This is a genomic window from Mesorhizobium sp. LCM 4576, assembly GCF_001854815.1.
In the GTDB taxonomy this organism is placed as follows: Bacteria; Pseudomonadota; Alphaproteobacteria; order Rhizobiales; family Rhizobiaceae; genus Mesorhizobium; species Mesorhizobium plurifarium.
This window is the reverse complement of sequence record NZ_MDDT01000009.1, coordinates 1-17,094: the sequence shown is the minus strand read 5'-3', so window position 1 is coordinate 17,094 and position 17,094 is coordinate 1. Positions and strand designations below refer to the sequence as shown.

The following is a 17,094-nucleotide window of genomic DNA, read 5'->3' as shown; positions in this document are numbered from 1 at the left end:
CATGGCGAACCCGTTCGACCTTACGGGCAGGGTGGCGCTGGTGACCGGCGGCGGGCGCGGTATCGGTGCCGCCATCGTCACGCGTTTCGCAGAGGCCGGCGCCTCGGTGGTCATCGCCAACCGCACGCTCGACGTCGCCGAGGCGCTTGCCTCCGAGCTGTCCGCGCGTGGCCTATCCACCCGCGCCGTCGCGCTTGYCGGGCTGGACCGCGCGGCGCTGCACGCCCTGGTCGGCGATGTTGCGGGCAAATCCGGCCGCCTCGACATCGTCGTCCACAATGCTGGCGGCTGTCCCTGGGCCTCGGTCGAGGAACTCGACGAGGACAAGCTGGAAGAGGCGCTTGCGGTGAACCTCAAGGCCTGCTTCTGGCTGGCGCAGGCGGCCGCCCCGGCGATGCGCGCCAACGGCTTCGGCCGCATCCTTGTCACCTCGTCGGTTTCGGCGCGCGTGGCGATGGCCGGCGGCGCGCACTACTCGGCAGCCAAGGCAGGCGTCAACGCCTTCATCCGCGGCGCCGCCTTCGAGTTCGCCCGCGACGGCATCACCGTCAACGGCGTCGAGCCGGGCTTCATCGCCAAGCCGGGCAGGGGCACGATGAGCAAGCCGGAGGTGGCGGACAGGCTCGGCCAGTTCATCCCGATGGGCCGTCTCGGYGAGGCCGATGACATCGCCTACGCCATGCTCTACCTCGCCTCGAGCCAAGCGAAATACACCACTGGCCAGACCATCGTCGTCGAYGGCGGCTCGACCCTGCCAGAGACCGGCTATGCCGTCGAACGGCATTGGGGGCTCGCATGAGCCGCCGCCTCGAAGGCCGCACGGCTCTGGTCACGGGTGCCGCCACCGGCATGGGCCGCGCCACCGCCGAATTGTTCGGCCGCCACGGCGCCAAGGTTATCGCCTTCGGGCATGGCGGGGACGTGCTGGATGAAGCGGCCAAGGCCAGTGGCGGCACCGCCGTACGCGGCGACATCACCGATGCCCGCGACATCGCCCGCGCCATCGAAGCCTGCGGYGGCCGCCTCGACATCGTCGTCAATGCTGCCGGTGTCATGATCCTCGACGAGCCGGAGACGCTGAGCGACGAGACCTGGGCCAAGAGCTTTGCCGTCAACGTCACCGGCTCGATGATGGTCTGCCGCGCGGCGCTGCCGCTGCTCAAGCAGCGCGGAGGCGCGATCGTCAACATCGCCTCGGTCGGCGCCTTCAACGCCAGCGGCCAGAACGCCGCCTATTCGGCGAGCAAGGCAGCACTCGTCTCCTACACCCGCTCGGTGGCCTTCGCGCATGGTGTCGACGGCATCCGCGCCAACGCGGTGGCGCCCGGCTGGGTGCGCACGCCGATGAGCGTCTACGAGATGAAAGTCGCCGCAAGCGCCAACGGCTCGACGCCCGACGCGGAGTTCAAGGCGCTGACCAGCCGCATCGCGCTGCGCCGCGTCGCCGAGCCTGAAGAGATCGCCTCCTGCTGCCTGTTCCTCGCCTCCGACGAAGCGTCCTTCGTCACCGGCGCGGTGCTGGTCGCGGATGGCGGCGGCCGCGCCCCGACACAGAACAGGGCGGTGTGACGTGAATTGAGGTTTGCCCGTCCGCCAGCATGAGGGTGCCGGTCGGCGGGAGCAGGAGGAGAAGAGAATGCCCGAGAGAAGTGCCGACCTGGTTTTCACCAATGGCCGCATCTACACGCTCGACCGCAAACGGCCCTGGGCATCGGCCGTCGCCGTCAAGGGCGGCCGCATCGTCGCGATTGGCGAAGGTGCTGATGTCGCCGCGCTGACAGGCGCGGCTACCCGCGTCGTCGACCTCAAGGGCGCGATGATGATGCCGGGCATCGTCGACGTGCATGCGCATCTGATGATGGGCGGCCAGGCTGAGCTTTTCGAATTGCGKTTTCCGCCGACCGCGAGCTTCGAGACGCTGATCGCGCGCGTCGGCGAGGCAGCGGCCAAGGCGCCGGAAGGCTCCTGGATCATCGGCGGCCAATGGGGCAGCGATCTCTTGCCGAAGCTCAACCGCCTGGAAGCGCTGGCGGCGCTCGACCGGGTCAGCCAAGGCCGGCCGGTGATGCTGCGCGACGACACCTATCACAATCGCTGGGTCAATTCGCAGGCGCTCGCGCTCGCCGGCCTGTCGGCTTCTTCGTCTGATCCGGAGAAAGGCTCCATCGGCCGCGACCCGACGACCGGCGCGCTGACCGGCATGATGATCGAATCCGCCGCCGGCATCGTCGAGCGCACCATCGCGCAATCCGGCCACTACACCGAAGAGATGGACCGTGCCGCGATGGCGCGCTCGATCGCGACGCTCAACTCCTACGGCGTCACCGCATTCCTCGACGCCGCCGCCATGCAGCCGATCCTTGCGGCGTTGAAGGGCCTCGACGATCGCGGCGAGCTGACTGCCTGGTCGGTCTCGGCCATGCCCGCGGTCGAGCCGTCCTTCATGTTCGGCATCGCCGGCGATGAGCTGATCGCGCTGCGCGAGCAATATCGCGGCGCCCATGCGAAACCGGATTTCGTGAAGATCTTCCTCGACGGCGTGCCGGGCGCCCGCACCGCCGCCTTCCACGAGCCCTACACCAAGGATCCAGTTCTGGGCTGCTGCTTCCGCGGCTCGACCATCGTCACCGTGCCGGAGCTGATCCGCTGGGTCGGCAAATGCGAGAAGCTCGGGCTCGGCGTGAAGATCCATTGCGCGGGCGACGCCGCCGTCAGCCAGGCGCTGGACGCGATCGACGTCGTGCGTTCCTTCAACGGCCCGACAAAGCTCAAGCATCATATCGCGCATGCGAGCTACATCGCGCCGGACGACATCGCCCGCTTCGCCGACCTCGGCGTCGTCGCCGACCTTTCGCCTTTCCTTTGGTATCCGACGAGCTTCCTCGAAGGCCACAAGCAGACGATGGGCGAGGCGCGCGCGCTGCGCTTCTGGCCGAACAAGGACCTGCTCGCCGCCGGCGCGCTGCTCGCCGGCGGCTCCGACTGGCCGGTGATGCCCAACCCCGATCCGTGGGACGGCATCGAAGGGCTGGTGACTCGCCGCAACCCGAGCGGCGAGTTTCCGGGCGCGTCGCTCTGGCCGGAGCAGGCGATCGACGTGGCCACGGCGCTCGAGATCTTCACCATCAATTCGGCCCGCGCCATCGGCCTTGCCGACACAGTCGGCTCGATCGAGATCGGCAAATCGGCCGACCTCATCGTGCTCGACCGTAACGTGCTGGAAACGCCGGCCGACGACCTCGCCGACACCAAAGTGCTGACGACGTATTTCGAGGGGAGGGTGGTCTATGAGCGCGCCTGATCCCGCAATCGATGCAAGGGTTCCGGTGGCGGTGYTTACCGGCTTCCTGGGCAGCGGTAAGACGACGGTGCTCAACCGCCTGCTGCGCCAGCCCTCGCTTGCCGGCGCCGCAGTCATTATCAACGAGTTCGGCGCCGTCGGGCTCGACCATCTGCTGATCGAGGCCAGCGAAGAACAGTTCACGCTCCTCGACAATGGCTGTGTCTGCTGCACGGTGCGCGGCGATCTGGTCGCCACGCTGAAGGAGCTGGATCGTAAGAGCCAGGCCGGCGAAACGCCGCCGCTTTCTCAGGTGATCATCGAAACGACCGGCCTCGCCGATCCGGCGCCGATCCTGCACACGCTGATGGCCGAAGCCGAGCTCATGACACGCTTTCGCATCGGCGGTGTCGTCACCACCGTCGATGCGGTGAATGGCGCGACGACGCTCGCCCGCCATTCCGAAGCGGCGAAGCAGATCGCCGTCGCTGACCGGTTGYTGATCACCAAGACCGATCTCGTCTCGAACGAGGCACTCGGCGGTTTGCGGCACCGGCTTGAGCATCTGGCGCCAGCCGTCGAGCAAACCGTCGCCCGCAATGGCGAAGTCGAACTCGAACTGCTGGCGAGCCTGCSCGCTGATGCTGCGGCGGACGCGACCCGCATCGCGATGCGGGTCGAAGCGGCTGGTCACCACGACCATGGATGCGGACCTGATTGCCGCCATGGTCACGATCATCATCACGACACGCACCACGGCATCCGGTCCTTCAGCTTCATTATCGACAAGCCGGTCGAATGGGACGCTTTCGCCCGCTGGCTGGACTACGTCGCGGCACTGAAGGGCGAGGACCTGCTGCGCTTCAAGGGCATCGTGCGCACAGCCGACGATCCCGAGCGGCCGCTTGTGCTGCATGGCGTGCAGCACGTCTTTCATCCGCCGGCGCGGCTCGATCGCTGGCCGTCGGCGGACCGACGCACCCGGCTGGTGTTCATCGTCCGCGACATCGAGCGCGAGACCATCGCCCGCACGCTGGTGAAGTTCGCGGCGGTCGACGCCGCCAGCATCGTTTCGCCCACGCTCGCCGCCGCCTGAAACCGAACAACGCATGACAAAAATGGGAGAATGAACATGCACTGGAAATCGAGACTGCTCGCAGCGGCATTTGTCGGCATCGGCCTTGTCGCCATGGCCGGCACGGCGTCCGCCGCCGGCCCTACCTGCAAGGACGGCGCCATCAAGGTCGGCGCCGTGTCGACCGTCACCGGTCCGGCCGACTTCTCGGAAGTGCCGAAAGCGACGCAGGCCGCCTTCGATGCCGTCAATGCGGCCGGCGGCATCAATGGCTGCAAGATCGACTACACGATCGCCGACGACAAGGCCGATCCGGCGGTCGCGGCACAAGCCGCGCGCGACCTGATCGACAACAAGGAAGCGGTCGCCCTGGTCGGCTCCGCCTCCCTGCTCGACTRCGCCGTCAACTCCGCCACCTACAGCCGCAAGAAGATCCTTTCGGTGCAGGGTCTCGGCGTCGACGCCGCCTGCTTCTCCTCGCCCAATGTCGCGCCCGTCAATGTCGGCCCGTACACGCTGTCGACGGCCATGGCCTACTACGCCACCAATGAGCTGAAAACGAAGAAGCTCTGCGCCTTCTTCATCATCATCGGCGGCACGCAGGAGGCCTACAAGAAGGCGATCGAGAACTGGGAGAAGATCAGCGGCCAGAAGATCCATCTCCTCGACTTGACGCTGCCCTTCCAGGGCGATCTGACGCCCTATGTCATCAAGGCGCGCGATGCCGGCTGCGACGCGGTTCTGACCAACCAGGTCGAGCCGCAGGTGGTGCAGCTGATCAAAACTGTCGATGCGCAGAAGATCACGGGCATCAACTGGCTGTTCCTGGCGCCGGGCTACACCGAGCAGGTCRCCAAGGCGCTCGCTGACACCAAGCAGCCGATCTATGTCGGCACCGAATGGGAGCCCTATACCGAGAAGAATTCGGCCGCCAACGCGCAGTGGATTGCCGACATGCAGAAGGCAAACCGGCCGCTCACGRCCTTCTCGCAGGGCGGTTATCTCGCCGCGGAGATATTCCTCAAGGTGGTCGCCTCGATCGACGGCGAGGTCACGCGCGGAAGTGTCGCCAAGRCATTGCACGACATGCAACCGCTCRCCAACCCGCTCGCCGGCTCGCCTTACGTCTTCGGCAAGGCCAAGACGCATTCGCCRATGCAGGCCACCAAGGTGATGAAGCTCGATGCCGGCGCCTGGAAGGTCGAGACGCCGGACTGGGTCGTGCTGCCGCAGGCCAAATGAGGTCCTCCCGGGTGTCGGCGCTGTCTCTCGTGACCGGCCTCTTCTCCCCGCTCACGGGAGAAATGTCGGGCATGAGGGGCGGCGCCGACCTCGACAGATATTCGGGCCGATGCCGGCCCTACTTCCAGATTGGGAAAAGATGAACGCATTGCTCACATCCGCCGTGGCGGGACTGACGGCCGGGGGCACGTATGCCCTGCTCGGCGTCTGCGCCGTCTTCACCTACCGGCTCGTCGCCGTGGTGAACTTTACCGGGGCGGCGATCGGCACCGCCGGCACCTTCGTGCTGATCGCGCTGTTCGAGGCCGGTTTCCCGATCTGGCCCTCTGTGCTGGCGGGGATAGCGGCCGGYACGGCAACCGGCGTCGCGGTCGGCAATATCATGACCAGATGGTTCGGCGAGGCGAGCGCTTCGACCAAGGCGGCGGTGACGGTGGCATTGCTCGTCGGCCTGATCGCAATCGGGCTGCGCCTCACGGGCGGCCAGCATCCGCACAACATGCCGGAGTTGTTTCCGGGCTCGGCTTTCCGTCTCGCCGGTGTCGAGGTGACCATCGCCTCGGTGCTCACCATCGGGTTGGCGGTGCTGTTCACCATCCTCTCCGATCTCTTTCTCAACCGGACCAAGATCGGCCTCAATCTGCGCRCGCTGGCCGACCGGCCGATGGCGGCGGAACTGCTCGGCGTGCGCGTGCAGCTCCTGTCGCTGCTGGTGTGGGGCATGACCGGCRCCTTCACGACTTTCGCATTGATGATCATCGCGCCGCAGCGCTCACCGAACTTCATGACGCTCAGCCTGCTTGTCGTGCCAGCGCTGGCCGCGGCGCTCATCGGCGTCTTCCGCAGCTTCTGGTGGGCGTTGGCCGGCGGTATCGCGCTCGGCATCGTCGAAGGACTGGCAAGCTCCATCGACAGCGTCAGCCAGTATCGCAGCGCCATCCCGTTCCTGGTGGTGCTTGCCGTTCTCCTCTGGTCGCAGCGGGAGGCCCGCTGGGATGAAGCGCGCTAGTCTTCGGGCCTCTTTGATCCTTATCGTCGTCGCGCTCGTCGCCGGCGGCGTCGCCTATGCCGGCCTGCTGCCCTCTTATTGGGTGTTTCTCGCAACCTCGGTGCTGATCACCGGCGTCGCGCTGCAGAGCCTCGGCCTCGTCGCCGGCCGCACCGGCATGATCGCGCTCTGCCAGATGTCCTTCGCCGGCGTCGGCGCCTGGACGGTCGGCTATCTCAACCTCGCCGAGGCGCCGGGCGGCCTCGTTGCATGGATCCTGATCGGCGGCCTTGCGGCCGTGCCGTTCGGCATCGCCATCGGCCTRCCGGCGCTCAGGCTGCGCGGCATCAATCTCGCCATCGTCACGCTCTCCTTCGCCACCGCGTTCGACACTATCCTCGCCACCATGACGTATCCCGGCCAGACCGACTTCCTGCAGGTGCCGCGGCCGGAACTGTTCGACAGCGACGAGGGCTATTTCGTCTTCGTGCTGCTGTTCTATGTCGCGATTGCCGTGGCGCTCGAAGTCATCAGCCGCTCGCGGCTCGGCGCATCCTGGCTGGCCGTGCGTCACTCGGAGCGCGCCGCAGCCGCTCACGGCGTCAGCATCGCCACCGCCAAGCTCTCGGCTTTTGCGCTGAGCGCCTTCGTCGCCGGCATTTCCGGCGGCCTGCTTGCCGGCTATCTCGGCACGCTGGTCGCCGAGAATTTCAGCATGATGCAGTCGCTCTCGCTCTATGCGGTGTCGGTGATGACCGGCGCGCATTTCGCCGAGGGCGCGATCATTGGCGGCCTGCTCGTCGTGATGTTCCCGGAAATCCTGCGCCGTCTCGACTGGCCGCAGGACATCGGCAACGTGCTGTTCGCCATCGGCGCCACGCAGGCRCTGTCGACCGGCGAGACGATGAGCGAGACCTTCCGGCGCCAGTTCCGCAAGCTGTTGCCGGCCGGCGCGCCAAAAGCCGCCGTCGCGTCCGCCTCGGAATTGCCGGGACCAATCGAGCGCGCCGCCGGACCTGCGCTTAGCATCGAGGGGCTCACTGTTCGCTATGGCAGCGTCGTCGCGCTGAACAATGTCAGCCTGAGCGTTGCCGCCGGCACGGTGGCCGGGCTGATCGGCCCGAACGGCGCCGGCAAGTCGACTTTCATCGACGCGGTCGCCGGCTTCCTGTCGTCCTATCAGGGCAGTGTGCGGCTGGGCGGCAAGCCGCTCGAAGGCGTGCCGGCGCATCTGCGTGCCCGCGAGGGCGTGCGCCGCAGCTGGCAGACCAACCGTATCGCGCCGGAGCTCACCGTAGGCGGTTATCTGGCCTTGGCGGCCAGGGGCCTGTCGGCGAATGAGACCAAAGCGGTGCTCGATTGGCTAGACTGTCCGCATCCCGACACGCTTGTGGCTTCGGTCGATGCCGGCACCAGGCGTCTGCTCGATGTCGCCGGCGTTGTCGCGGCCCGCCCGGCCGTCGTGCTGCTCGACGAGCCCGCCGCCGGCCAGTCRCACGAGGAGACGCTGCGGCTCGGCCAGCGGATCGCCGAGATCCCAAAGCTGTTCGRCTCGGCGGTGCTTCTGGTCGAGCATGACATGGACCTTGTGCGTGCCGTCTGTTCGGAGGTCACCGTGCTCGACTTCGGCCAGGTCATCGCATCGGGCCCGCCGGCCAAGGTGCTCAGCGACCGGGCGGTGAAGAAAGCCTATCTCGGCATCGAGGAAGAGAGCGTGGCGGCATGAGCAGGCTCGTCGTTTCCAACCTGTCGATCAACCGCGCCGAATTGCCGGTYGTCACCTCGGTCGACCTTGTCGCGGAGAGCGGCGCGATCAGCGTGGTGCTCGGCGCCAATGGCGCCGGCAAGACGACCCTGCTCGAAGGCCTTTCGGGCATCATCCCGGTCGCCGGYGGCACCATCGCCATCGACGGCCGCGAATTGCAGAAGGCACGGCCCGGCGCCCGGTCGCGCGAAGGCCTCGCCCACGTCGAGCAGGRCCGCACCGTCTTCCGTCAGCTGACGACGGAAGAGAATTTGCGCGTCAGCCTGCATCCGGGCGCCGACATCGCGGAAGCCTATGCGTTGTTCCCCGAGCTGGTGCAGCGTCGCGCGGTGAAGGCGAGCCTGCTGTCCGGCGGCGAGCAGCAGATGCTGGTCATCGCGCGGGCGCTTCTCACCCGCCCGAAAGTCTTGCTGATCGACGAGATGTCCGCCGGTCTCGCCCCGGTCATCGTCACGCGTCTGATGACGGCGGTGCGCAAGCTCGCCGATGACGGCCTGGCCGTCGTGCTGGTCGAGCAATTCGCGGCGCTCGCGCTCTCGATCGGCAACCGCGCCTATGTCATGCGCCGCGGCCGCGTCGTCTATGACGGCGACTGCGCGAGGCTGCGGCAATCGCCGGACGAACTGCATCGGCTTTATCTCGGCGGAGCCGAAAGCGCTGTACCTGCCTGACACGTGCACTGTGGACGGGCGCTTTCGCATCGCGCGCGACGACAACAGCTTCCAAGGCGGGGGACGCTCAGCCAGCGCAGCTTGCCGCTGGGATCGGCGATCGGCTGGCAGTTCAATTTCGAGATGCAACCGCAGCTCGGATATTCTCCGGTTCTCCCGTCATCGCCAACCGGCAATGTCACGCCGATTACGCCGGATGGATCCGGCTATGGCTTCGTCCTGGAGGCGATCGGGTCCCGGGAGCCGCGCGCGGCGCGCACCAGGTCGAAACCAGCAGCGCCTTGAACATGCTTGTTTGACTCGGTTCCACCTTGCATGTAGGTTTATGTTGCCTGCTAGGCAGGTAGGTGGCAACGGGGCCACCATTCAGATCAAGGCAAAAGGGCCTCCCTTTGACTCCGCTCCAGGAGCCATCGGGGGGCCTTTGTCGTTTGTGCGATACCGACCGAGAAGCCAAGGGGAACAGGCGCCGGTCGGCCGGAAGGCGAGGATAGGCGCGGAAAAAGGCAAAAAAGCCGCCGCGGCAGGCATCCAGACAAATTCATGGCCGACAGCACTTCCACCGAGGAAAACGYGGGCTCGGACAAGGGCGTCCAATCGCAAGACGGGCCGTCACGCAACGCGATTGACCCAGGAGGGTGCAATGACGAAGACCACGGACATCGATACGCTCGATGAAGTCGACCACGTCCTTGGCGAAGAATACGAGCACGAACCCGTTCCCATTTCCGCCAGGCGGAGCACGTTTTCGGTGACGACCGTCTGGATCGGGTTCCCGATGATCATTACAGGAGCGATGACCGGATCCATCCTCGTGCTCGGCATGGGGTTCCGCAACGCGCTCTGGGCGATGGGGATCGGCAACCTCATCATGTTCGCTTACGTCGGCGCGCTCGGCCTTCTGGGAACGCGGCGCGGCATGAACTTCGCCCTTCTGGCTTCAATCGTCTTCGGCAAGAAGGGCTATGTCTTCGCGTCCGGCCTGCTGTCGACGCTGCTGCTGGGGTGGTATGCGGTCCAAACCGGGATAACTGGCGCCCTTATAAGCTCGGCCTATGGCCTGAACTACGTCGCCATGACCATCGTGGCCGGCCTGCTCTATATCGGCATCACCTTTATCGGTGTGCGTGGTCTCCACCTCATCGGCCTGGTTTCTGTGCCGCTTTTCGTCATCCTCGGCGGATGGGTAGCGCTCGATGCCGCCTCGACGTCCGGATGGAACGCAATTTTCAACTATCCCGGGAACAACGGCGCCGCGACCATGACGATGGGCATCGGCCTGACCGTGGTCATTGCRCTCTTCATCGATGCCRRCACGGTCACCGCCGACTTCAACCGTTGGGCCAAGGATGCGCGCAGTTCAGTGGTCGCTACCTTCTCGGCGTTTCCATTCGCAAATCTTCTCGCGATGCTGGCCGGCGGGGTGATGACCGCGGCGCTGGCCGTGCCGAACGCAAACCCGTTCGGCACCGACAACATGTTCGGCTACATGAACGGCAAGCAGATCGGCTGGCTCGGGGCGCTCGCCTTCCTCTTCCTCTATTGCAATCTCGGCTCGGTCTGCGCGCACTGCCTCTACAACTCGGCCACCGGTTGGTCGCGGATCCTGGGCACGCGCATGCGGATCATGGCGGTGGTCCTCGGCATCATCGGCATCGTGGTTGCCGCCGGCAATGTGTGGGCCTTCTTCATTCAGTGGCTGTCGCTGCTCGGTGTTGTGGTGCCGCCGATCGGCGCCATCGTGCTTGTCGACCAGTATCTCTACCGCAGGAATGCGGAGATCGGCGAAGACTGGCGGCCAACCGCTTTCATCGCCTGGGCAATCGGATCGGCCGTGGCGCTGATTGTCGAATTCTACGCCCCGCATTTCTCCACGGCCATCAGCGCCATGCTGGCAGGCGGCATCGCTTATGCCGTGATCGGCCGGCAGCAGCAGACTGCACGGGCGGCCGCTTGAGATTGGATCGGGCGGGCCGCTTTCGCGTCCCGCCTCAAACTCGCAAGGAAAGTGAAGCATATGGCTGATTATGAAATCTTCGACCTCGGCGACTTCGCCCTGCAGCGCGGCGCCACGCTGCGCAACGCCAAGCTCGCCTACAAAACATTCGGCGAGCTGAACGCCAAAAAGGACAACCTCATCGTCTATCCGACCTGGTATTCGGGCCAGCACGCCGACAATGAATGGCTGATCGGCAGTGGCATGGCGCTCGACCCAGCCAAATATTGCATCGTCATCCCGAACATGTTCGGCAACGGTCTCTCATCCTCGCCGAGCAACACGCCCGAGCCTTACAACGCATCCCGCTTTCCGCTGGTAACCGCATACGACAACGTCCGCGCCCAGCATCGTCTTGTGACGGAGAAGTTCAAGGTCCAGAAATTGCCGCTGGTCACCGGCTGGTCGATGGGCGCGTTACAGACCTTCCAGTGGGGTGCTCAGTATCCCGAGATGGTAGAGCGCATTGCTCCGTTCTGTGGGTCGGCCAAGTGCTCGCGGCACAACTTCGTCTTCCTCGAAGGCGTCAAGGCAGCGCTGACGGCCGATGCAGCCTGGAACAATGGTTGGTATGAGAAGAAGCCTGAAAAAGGTCTGCGTGCGATGGCCAGGGTCTATGCGGGCTGGGGTTTTTCGCAAGCATTCTACCGGCAGAARTTGGATCTCGAAACGCTGGGCTTCTCCTCGCTCGAGGATTTCCTGATCGCATTCTGGGRAGGGTTCTTCCTGCCGAAAGACGCCAACAATCTCCTGACGATGCTGTGGACCTGGCAGAACGGCGATATCTCCGACAACGAGCTGTACAAGGGCGACTTCAAGAAGGCGCTGTCGTCCATCCGGGCAAAGACCTACGTTATGCCGAGCCGGACGGATCTCTATTTCCCACCCGAAGACAGCGAGTTCGAAGTGGCGAACATGCCCAATGCCAAATTCATTCCTTTCGAGTCCATCTGGGGTCACTTTGCCGGCGGCCCCGGCACGAGCCAGCAGGATGTGAAGTTCCTGGACGGCAAGCTCAAGGATTTGCTGGCCAGTTGACCGCGATCGCGGCCGACCGCAGGATTGCGGCCGGCCGCGTCCGACAACAAGAAAACGCAGTTGGGGAACTTTGGGAGCGTATGTTGACCAGATCAAGCAATACCTCCGAACCGTGGCGCGTCGGCGTCCTCTTTTCCCGCTCCGGCTTCATGGCCGTCATCGAGGAAACGCAATTCAGGGGAACGCTGACGGCGATCGAGGAGATAAACGCCGCGGGCGGCGTCAACGRCAGGCCGATCGAGCCGATCTGTTACGATCCGGGCTCCGAGGCCAGCGCCTTCGGCCGCTACGCCAAGAAGCTGATGGTCGAGGACGGAGTCAGCACGATATTCGGCTGCTACACATCAAGCAGCCGCAAGGCGGTCCTGCCGGTCGTCGAGCGGCTGAACGGCCTGCTGTGGTATCCGACCCTCTACGAAGGTTTCGAATTCTCCCCCAATGTCATCTACACCGGCGCTACGCCCAACCAGAACAGCGTCGAACTGTGCCGTGTGCTGATGCAGACCTACGGCACCCGCTTCTACTTCATCGGCTCGGACTATATCTACCCGCGCGAGTCCAACCGCATCATGCGCGAGCTGATCCGCAACAGCGGTGGCAGCGTTGTCGGCGAGTCCTACGTCAACATGGGCGCCAAGCGTGCCGAATTCCTGCCGGTCATGCGTGAAGTGAAACGCGCGCAGCCCGACGTGATCTTCTCGACAGTCGTCGGCGATGGAACGGTCTACCTTTATCAAGCCTATGCCGAGCTCGGGCTCAACCCGAAGATGATGCCGATTGCCAGCCTCACCACCACGGAGGCCGAGATCCGCGCCATGGGTCATGACGTCGGCGAGGRCCACATCACCGCGGCTCCCTATTTCCAGGGCATCGGCAACGAGCGCAATTCCACCTTCGTGCGCCACTACCAGAAGCGCTATGGCGAGGACGAGCCGACCAACATGTGCCTGGAGGCTTCGTACTTCCAGGTCAACGTGTTTGCCAAGACCTTGGAGCAGACCGGGTCGATGGACACAGAGATCCTGCGGTCGTCCGTGATGGGGTCCGAATTCGAGGCGCCACAGGGCGATGTTGTCATCAATCCGATCTGGGGCCATGCGGATCTGTGGACGCGCATCGGTCGCGCGAACCGGCAGGGCCAGTTCGACCTCGTCTATGAGTCCCCAAGCTGCGTTCGATCCGATCCCTATTTGCTTGGCTACGGCCGCAGCCTGCGCCAGCGATCCCTGGAACTAACCTGACCAAGCGGCAGCAAGGGAGGACAATCGTGCAAGAGACCGTCGACATGAGGAATGGTCGCGACAAGATCGGGCAGGCAGGGGCACCACGGRGGGATGGTGGGGTTTTCACGCAATCCTCCCCTTCTTCCGCAACCAAGTCGCTCTGGGATCTCAAGGTTGCCGTYATCGTCGACCGAGATGACGATGGCGAGCGGCTCGTGCGCGAGTTGCAAAGGTTGCGCTGCCAGGTGCATCACGAATGGCCGATCCCGCCGCAGATACCGGTTCATTACGATGCCGTGTTCTGCACGCTGTCCGCGGACCTGCCGCAAAGGCTGCCCTGGATACCCGGAGAACCGGGGGCTGCCCTTGTCRTCATCGATCGCGGCGACAGTCCGCTCGACCTCAAGCTTCTGCACAATTGCGCCGCCCACGGCGTGCTCCATTATCCGACGACGACGCGCTCGGTACAGGCGGTCCTTTCATTGGCGCGCAGCCATTTCCTCTATGAGCGCCGCCTGCGCGGCCGCATAGATAAATTGGACGAGAGCCTGCGCACGATGCGCAGCGTCGAGCGCGCGAAATCGCTTCTGATGCGGGTGAAGAACATCACCGAGGAAGAGGCCTACAACTACCTTCGCCGGCAGGCGATGGAACGGCGCGTGACGATCGGCGCGGTCGCCAGCGCCATTGTTGACTCCTACGATCTTCTCAGCTAGCGTTTTCAAATTGGCGGCAACGGTGCCGCCGGCGAAATACAGGTAACGGAACCTCACGGCATTCGCGAAAGCGGGACGTGGGGTTTTTTGTTGCGAACGACAGAGTTCGCGGGCGGCAGGGTGCCGCGCACATCAAAGGCACTGAGGCCTCGAAACGATCTGCTTCACGCAGCTCGCTTCGGGGCCTTTTTCGTTTTCAAGGGGAGAAAAAGGTGAACAAAAACCGTCGTAGTTTTCTCAAGGCCACAGCCGCGCTCGGCACAGTGTCCCTCGTCGGATTTCCGCATATCTGGAGCAAGAACGCCTCGCTGGCGCGCGCCGCGGACGGCCAAATCAAGGTAGGCGTCCTGTTCTCGCTGACCGGCACCACGGCCATCATCGAGGAATCGCTCAACAAGGCCACGGTCCTGGCCATCGAGGAGATCAATGCCGCGGGTGGCATCAACGGCATGCAGATCGTGCCGGTGGTCGAGGATCCCGCCTCCGATCCGGCCACGTTCGCCGAAAAGGCGCGCAAGCTGGTGCTGTCCGACAAATGCGTTTCGGTCTTCGGCTCCTATACGTCGGCCAGCCGCAAGGCGGTGCTGCCGGTGTTCGAGAAGCAGAACAACCTCTATTGGTATCCGACCCTTTACGAGGGGCGCGAATGCTCCAAGAATGTCATCTACACTGGGGCCGTGCCCAACCAGCAACAGGATGATTTCGTCCCCTGGCTGGTCAAGAATTTCGGCAAGCGCTGGTACCTCATAGGGTCGAACTACATTTATCCGAAGGAGGAAAACAACTACTGCAAGAAGCTGCTGGCCGAACTCGGCGCCGAGGTGGTGGCCGAGGAATACGTCCCGCTCGGCCATTCCGAATTCTCATCCGTCATCAACAAGCTCAAGGCGGAAAAGCCGAACGTCATCTTCTCCACCGTGGTCGGCGACTCGGTGGTGGCCCTGCACCGGCAATACCATGYCGCCGGGCTCGACCCTGCGACCATGCCGATGGCCAGCCTGACGACGTCGGAGAACGAAGTGGCGGCCATGGGCGGCGAGGCGGCTGCCGGGCACTTCACCTCGGCGCCTTACTTCATGGTCTGGGATTCGCCTGAGAATCATAAATTCGTCGACGCCTACAAGAAACGATGGGGCGCCGACAAGGTCACCCATTTCGTGTCCGAGCCGTCCTACTTCCAGGTCCACCTGTTCAAGCAGGCGGTCGAGAAGCTCGCCGGCAGCGACATCACGCCCAACACCATCCGCGAGGCGGTCAAGGGCCAGGAGATGGTGGCTCCGCAGGGCAAGGTCCGCATCGAGCCGGAGAACCTGCACACCTGGCTGTGGCCCAAGATCGGCCAGTGCCAGGCAGACGGCCAGTTCAAAATCCTGAAGCAGTCCGCCGAGTGGCTCGAGCCGGTGCCCTACAAGGCCTACCCGAACCAGAAATGCACGGCGGAAGGGCTCAAGCAGGTCTGAGACCGGAAGACGGATCGGCGGCGCCCGGGACGGCGCCGCCCCTTCGAAAGGTGTGCCATGGATATCATCGTATCGCAGCTCATGACGGGCCTCAGCATCGCATCGATCCTGATGCTGGTGGCGCTTGGTCTCGCCGTCATCTATGGCGTCACCGGCGTCATCAATCTGGCGCATGGCGAATTCGTCATGCTAGGCGCCTATGCCGCCTGGGCGCTGCAGACCGAGTTCGGCATGGRTTTGCTCGCGAGCCTGGTGCCGATCTTCATCATCATGRCCGCGATTGGATGGCTGGTCGAGGTGCTGGTCATCAGCCGTCTCTACGACCGGCTGCTCGACACCATCCTTGCCACCTGGGGCATCGGCGTCATGGCGCAGCAGGCCGTGCGCCTGGCCGCGGGCGGCGAGCTGCGCTACGTGCAGATGCCGGAGCCGCTGTCGAAGAGCGTCACCATCCTCKGCGCGACGGACTCGGCCTACCGCCTGTTCATCCTGTTCGTGGCGCTCGCTCTTTTCGTCCTCACCTGGGTGATCTACCGGCACACCAATTTCGGCCTCAAGCTCAGGGCGATAACCCAGAACCGCGCCGTCGCCTCGAGCTACGGCATCAACGCCAGCCGCATCTATCRGCTGACCTTTGCATACGGAGCGGGCCTTGCCGGACTTGCGGGCGCCCTGGTCTCGCCGCTGAAGAGCGTCTCGCCGGAGATGGGCACCAACTATGTGGTCGATGCCTTCATGGTGGTCGTCCTCGGCGGCACACAAAGCCTGATGGGAACGCTGGCAAGCTCCGGCATCCTGGGTGAGCTGTCCGGCTATCTGGCCTTCTATTCGAACGACACGATCGCCAAGGCGCTCGTGCTGCTCGCAATCGTCGTCCTCATCCGCTTCCGGCCACAAGGGCTCTTCACCGCCCGCGTGCGGACTTGAGTCGTTGCGGATTTGAATCAGGGAAACAGCTCAGTGTCCGGCAAGACAAAAACAGAAATCGTGATCTGCGCGGCGGTATGCCTGGCGATCCTGCTTGTGCCCGTGTTCATGAACGACTCTTTCCTGCTCAACAAATACGCCCGCTATCTGGTGCTTGGCATGCTGGCCATCGCGCTTAGCCTGTCATGGGGCTACGCCGGCATCCTGAACCTCGGCCAGGCCACCACCTTCGGGCTCGGCTCCTATTGCATGGCGATGGCGCTGAAGCTGAAGACCATCCCGATCCATACGGGTCCGGATGGYCTGCCGGATTTCATGGTCTGGAACAACGTGCCGGAACTGCCGTGGTTCTGGAAGCCTTTTTATTCCACGACCTTCGGCGTGACCGCCGGCATCGTCATACCGGTCCTGTTCGCGGCGCTTCTCGGCTGGTTCATGTTCCGKGGCCGCGTGACGGGGGTCTATGCGGCGATCACCACGCTGGCGGCAATGGTCGTCGTTCAGCTCGTCATCATTGATCAGCAGGCCTATACGGGCGGCTTCAACGRCATCACCGACCTCGCTCAGTTCGACGTYGCCGGCTTCGCTTTCGATGCCTACGGCTCGRCGAGCTACTATCTGGTCGCCATCTGCCTGACAGCTTCACTGTTCCTTGCGCTGGCGGTCACCAAAAGCAAGGCCGGCCTGATCGTGCAGGCGATCCGCGACCAGGA

Annotated in this window: 15 protein-coding genes; all 15 read left to right on the top strand. The window is 64.3% G+C overall.

Annotated elements, in window-relative coordinates; translation table 11 throughout:
* The first annotated feature begins 1 nt into the window (after position 1).
* Entirely contained in the window at positions 2-799 is a 798-nt protein-coding gene (locus LCM4576_RS03960; protein WP_071030638.1) for an SDR family oxidoreductase, read from the top strand.
* Entirely contained in the window at positions 796-1,569 is a 774-nt protein-coding gene (locus LCM4576_RS03955; protein ID WP_041001997.1) for an SDR family NAD(P)-dependent oxidoreductase, read from the top strand. Before LCM4576_RS03960 ends, LCM4576_RS03955 begins: the two co-directional genes overlap by 4 nt.
* 67 nt (positions 1,570-1,636) lie before the next feature.
* Positions 1,637-3,301: an amidohydrolase gene (locus LCM4576_RS03950; RefSeq protein ID WP_071030775.1), complete on the top strand. Its 1,665-nt coding sequence runs from the start codon at positions 1,637-1,639 to the stop codon at positions 3,299-3,301.
* Positions 3,288-4,376, top strand: coding sequence for a GTP-binding protein (locus LCM4576_RS03945; RefSeq protein WP_071030637.1), 1,089 nt, complete (start codon positions 3,288-3,290; stop codon positions 4,374-4,376). The genes LCM4576_RS03950 and LCM4576_RS03945 overlap by 14 nt, the downstream gene beginning before the upstream one ends.
* Before the next feature lie 36 nt (positions 4,377-4,412).
* Entirely contained in the window at positions 4,413-5,597 is a 1,185-nt protein-coding gene (locus tag LCM4576_RS03940; RefSeq protein WP_083361311.1) for an ABC transporter substrate-binding protein, read from the top strand.
* Between the two features lie 139 nt (positions 5,598-5,736).
* Positions 5,737-6,606, top strand: a complete 870-nt coding sequence (locus tag LCM4576_RS03935) for a branched-chain amino acid ABC transporter permease (protein WP_071030636.1) — start codon at positions 5,737-5,739, stop codon at positions 6,604-6,606.
* The gene (locus LCM4576_RS03930) at positions 6,593-8,311 is read left to right on the top strand and encodes an ABC transporter permease subunit (RefSeq protein WP_071030635.1); all 1,719 of its coding nucleotides are present in this window, start codon (positions 6,593-6,595) and stop codon (positions 8,309-8,311) included. Before LCM4576_RS03935 ends, LCM4576_RS03930 begins: the two co-directional genes overlap by 14 nt.
* Positions 8,308-9,021 (top strand): ABC transporter ATP-binding protein, encoded by a 714-nt coding sequence (locus LCM4576_RS03925; protein WP_071030634.1) that lies wholly within the window; start codon positions 8,308-8,310, stop codon positions 9,019-9,021. The genes LCM4576_RS03930 and LCM4576_RS03925 overlap by 4 nt, the downstream gene beginning before the upstream one ends.
* A 643-nt stretch (positions 9,022-9,664) precedes the next feature.
* A complete protein-coding gene (locus LCM4576_RS03915) occupies positions 9,665-10,978 on the top strand; it encodes a cytosine permease (protein ID WP_071030632.1) in 1,314 nt (437 codons plus the stop codon).
* Between the two features lie 60 nt (positions 10,979-11,038).
* On the top strand, positions 11,039-12,055 hold the full coding sequence (locus tag LCM4576_RS03910) for an alpha/beta fold hydrolase (RefSeq protein ID WP_071030773.1): 1,017 nt from the start codon (positions 11,039-11,041) through the stop codon (positions 12,053-12,055).
* Positions 12,056-12,135: 80 nt separating this feature from the next.
* Positions 12,136-13,296, top strand: a complete 1,161-nt coding sequence (locus tag LCM4576_RS03905; protein WP_071030631.1) for a transporter substrate-binding domain-containing protein — start codon at positions 12,136-12,138, stop codon at positions 13,294-13,296.
* Positions 13,297-13,340: 44 nt separating this feature from the next.
* Positions 13,341-13,994: an ANTAR domain-containing protein gene (locus LCM4576_RS03900; RefSeq protein ID WP_083361296.1), complete on the top strand. Its 654-nt coding sequence runs from the start codon at positions 13,341-13,343 to the stop codon at positions 13,992-13,994.
* Between the two features lie 212 nt (positions 13,995-14,206).
* Positions 14,207-15,454, top strand: coding sequence for a transporter substrate-binding domain-containing protein (locus LCM4576_RS03895; RefSeq protein ID WP_071030630.1), 1,248 nt, complete (start codon positions 14,207-14,209; stop codon positions 15,452-15,454).
* 57 nt (positions 15,455-15,511) lie between these two features.
* Positions 15,512-16,381 carry an urea ABC transporter permease subunit UrtB gene (gene urtB / locus LCM4576_RS03890; protein ID WP_071030629.1) on the top strand — a complete coding sequence of 290 codons (870 nt, stop codon included), beginning with the start codon at positions 15,512-15,514 and terminating at the stop codon, positions 16,379-16,381.
* Between the two features lie 33 nt (positions 16,382-16,414).
* Positions 16,415-17,094, top strand: a 680-nt coding sequence (locus LCM4576_RS03885; protein ID WP_407067358.1) for an ABC transporter permease subunit, incomplete at its 3' end; no start/stop codon positions are given.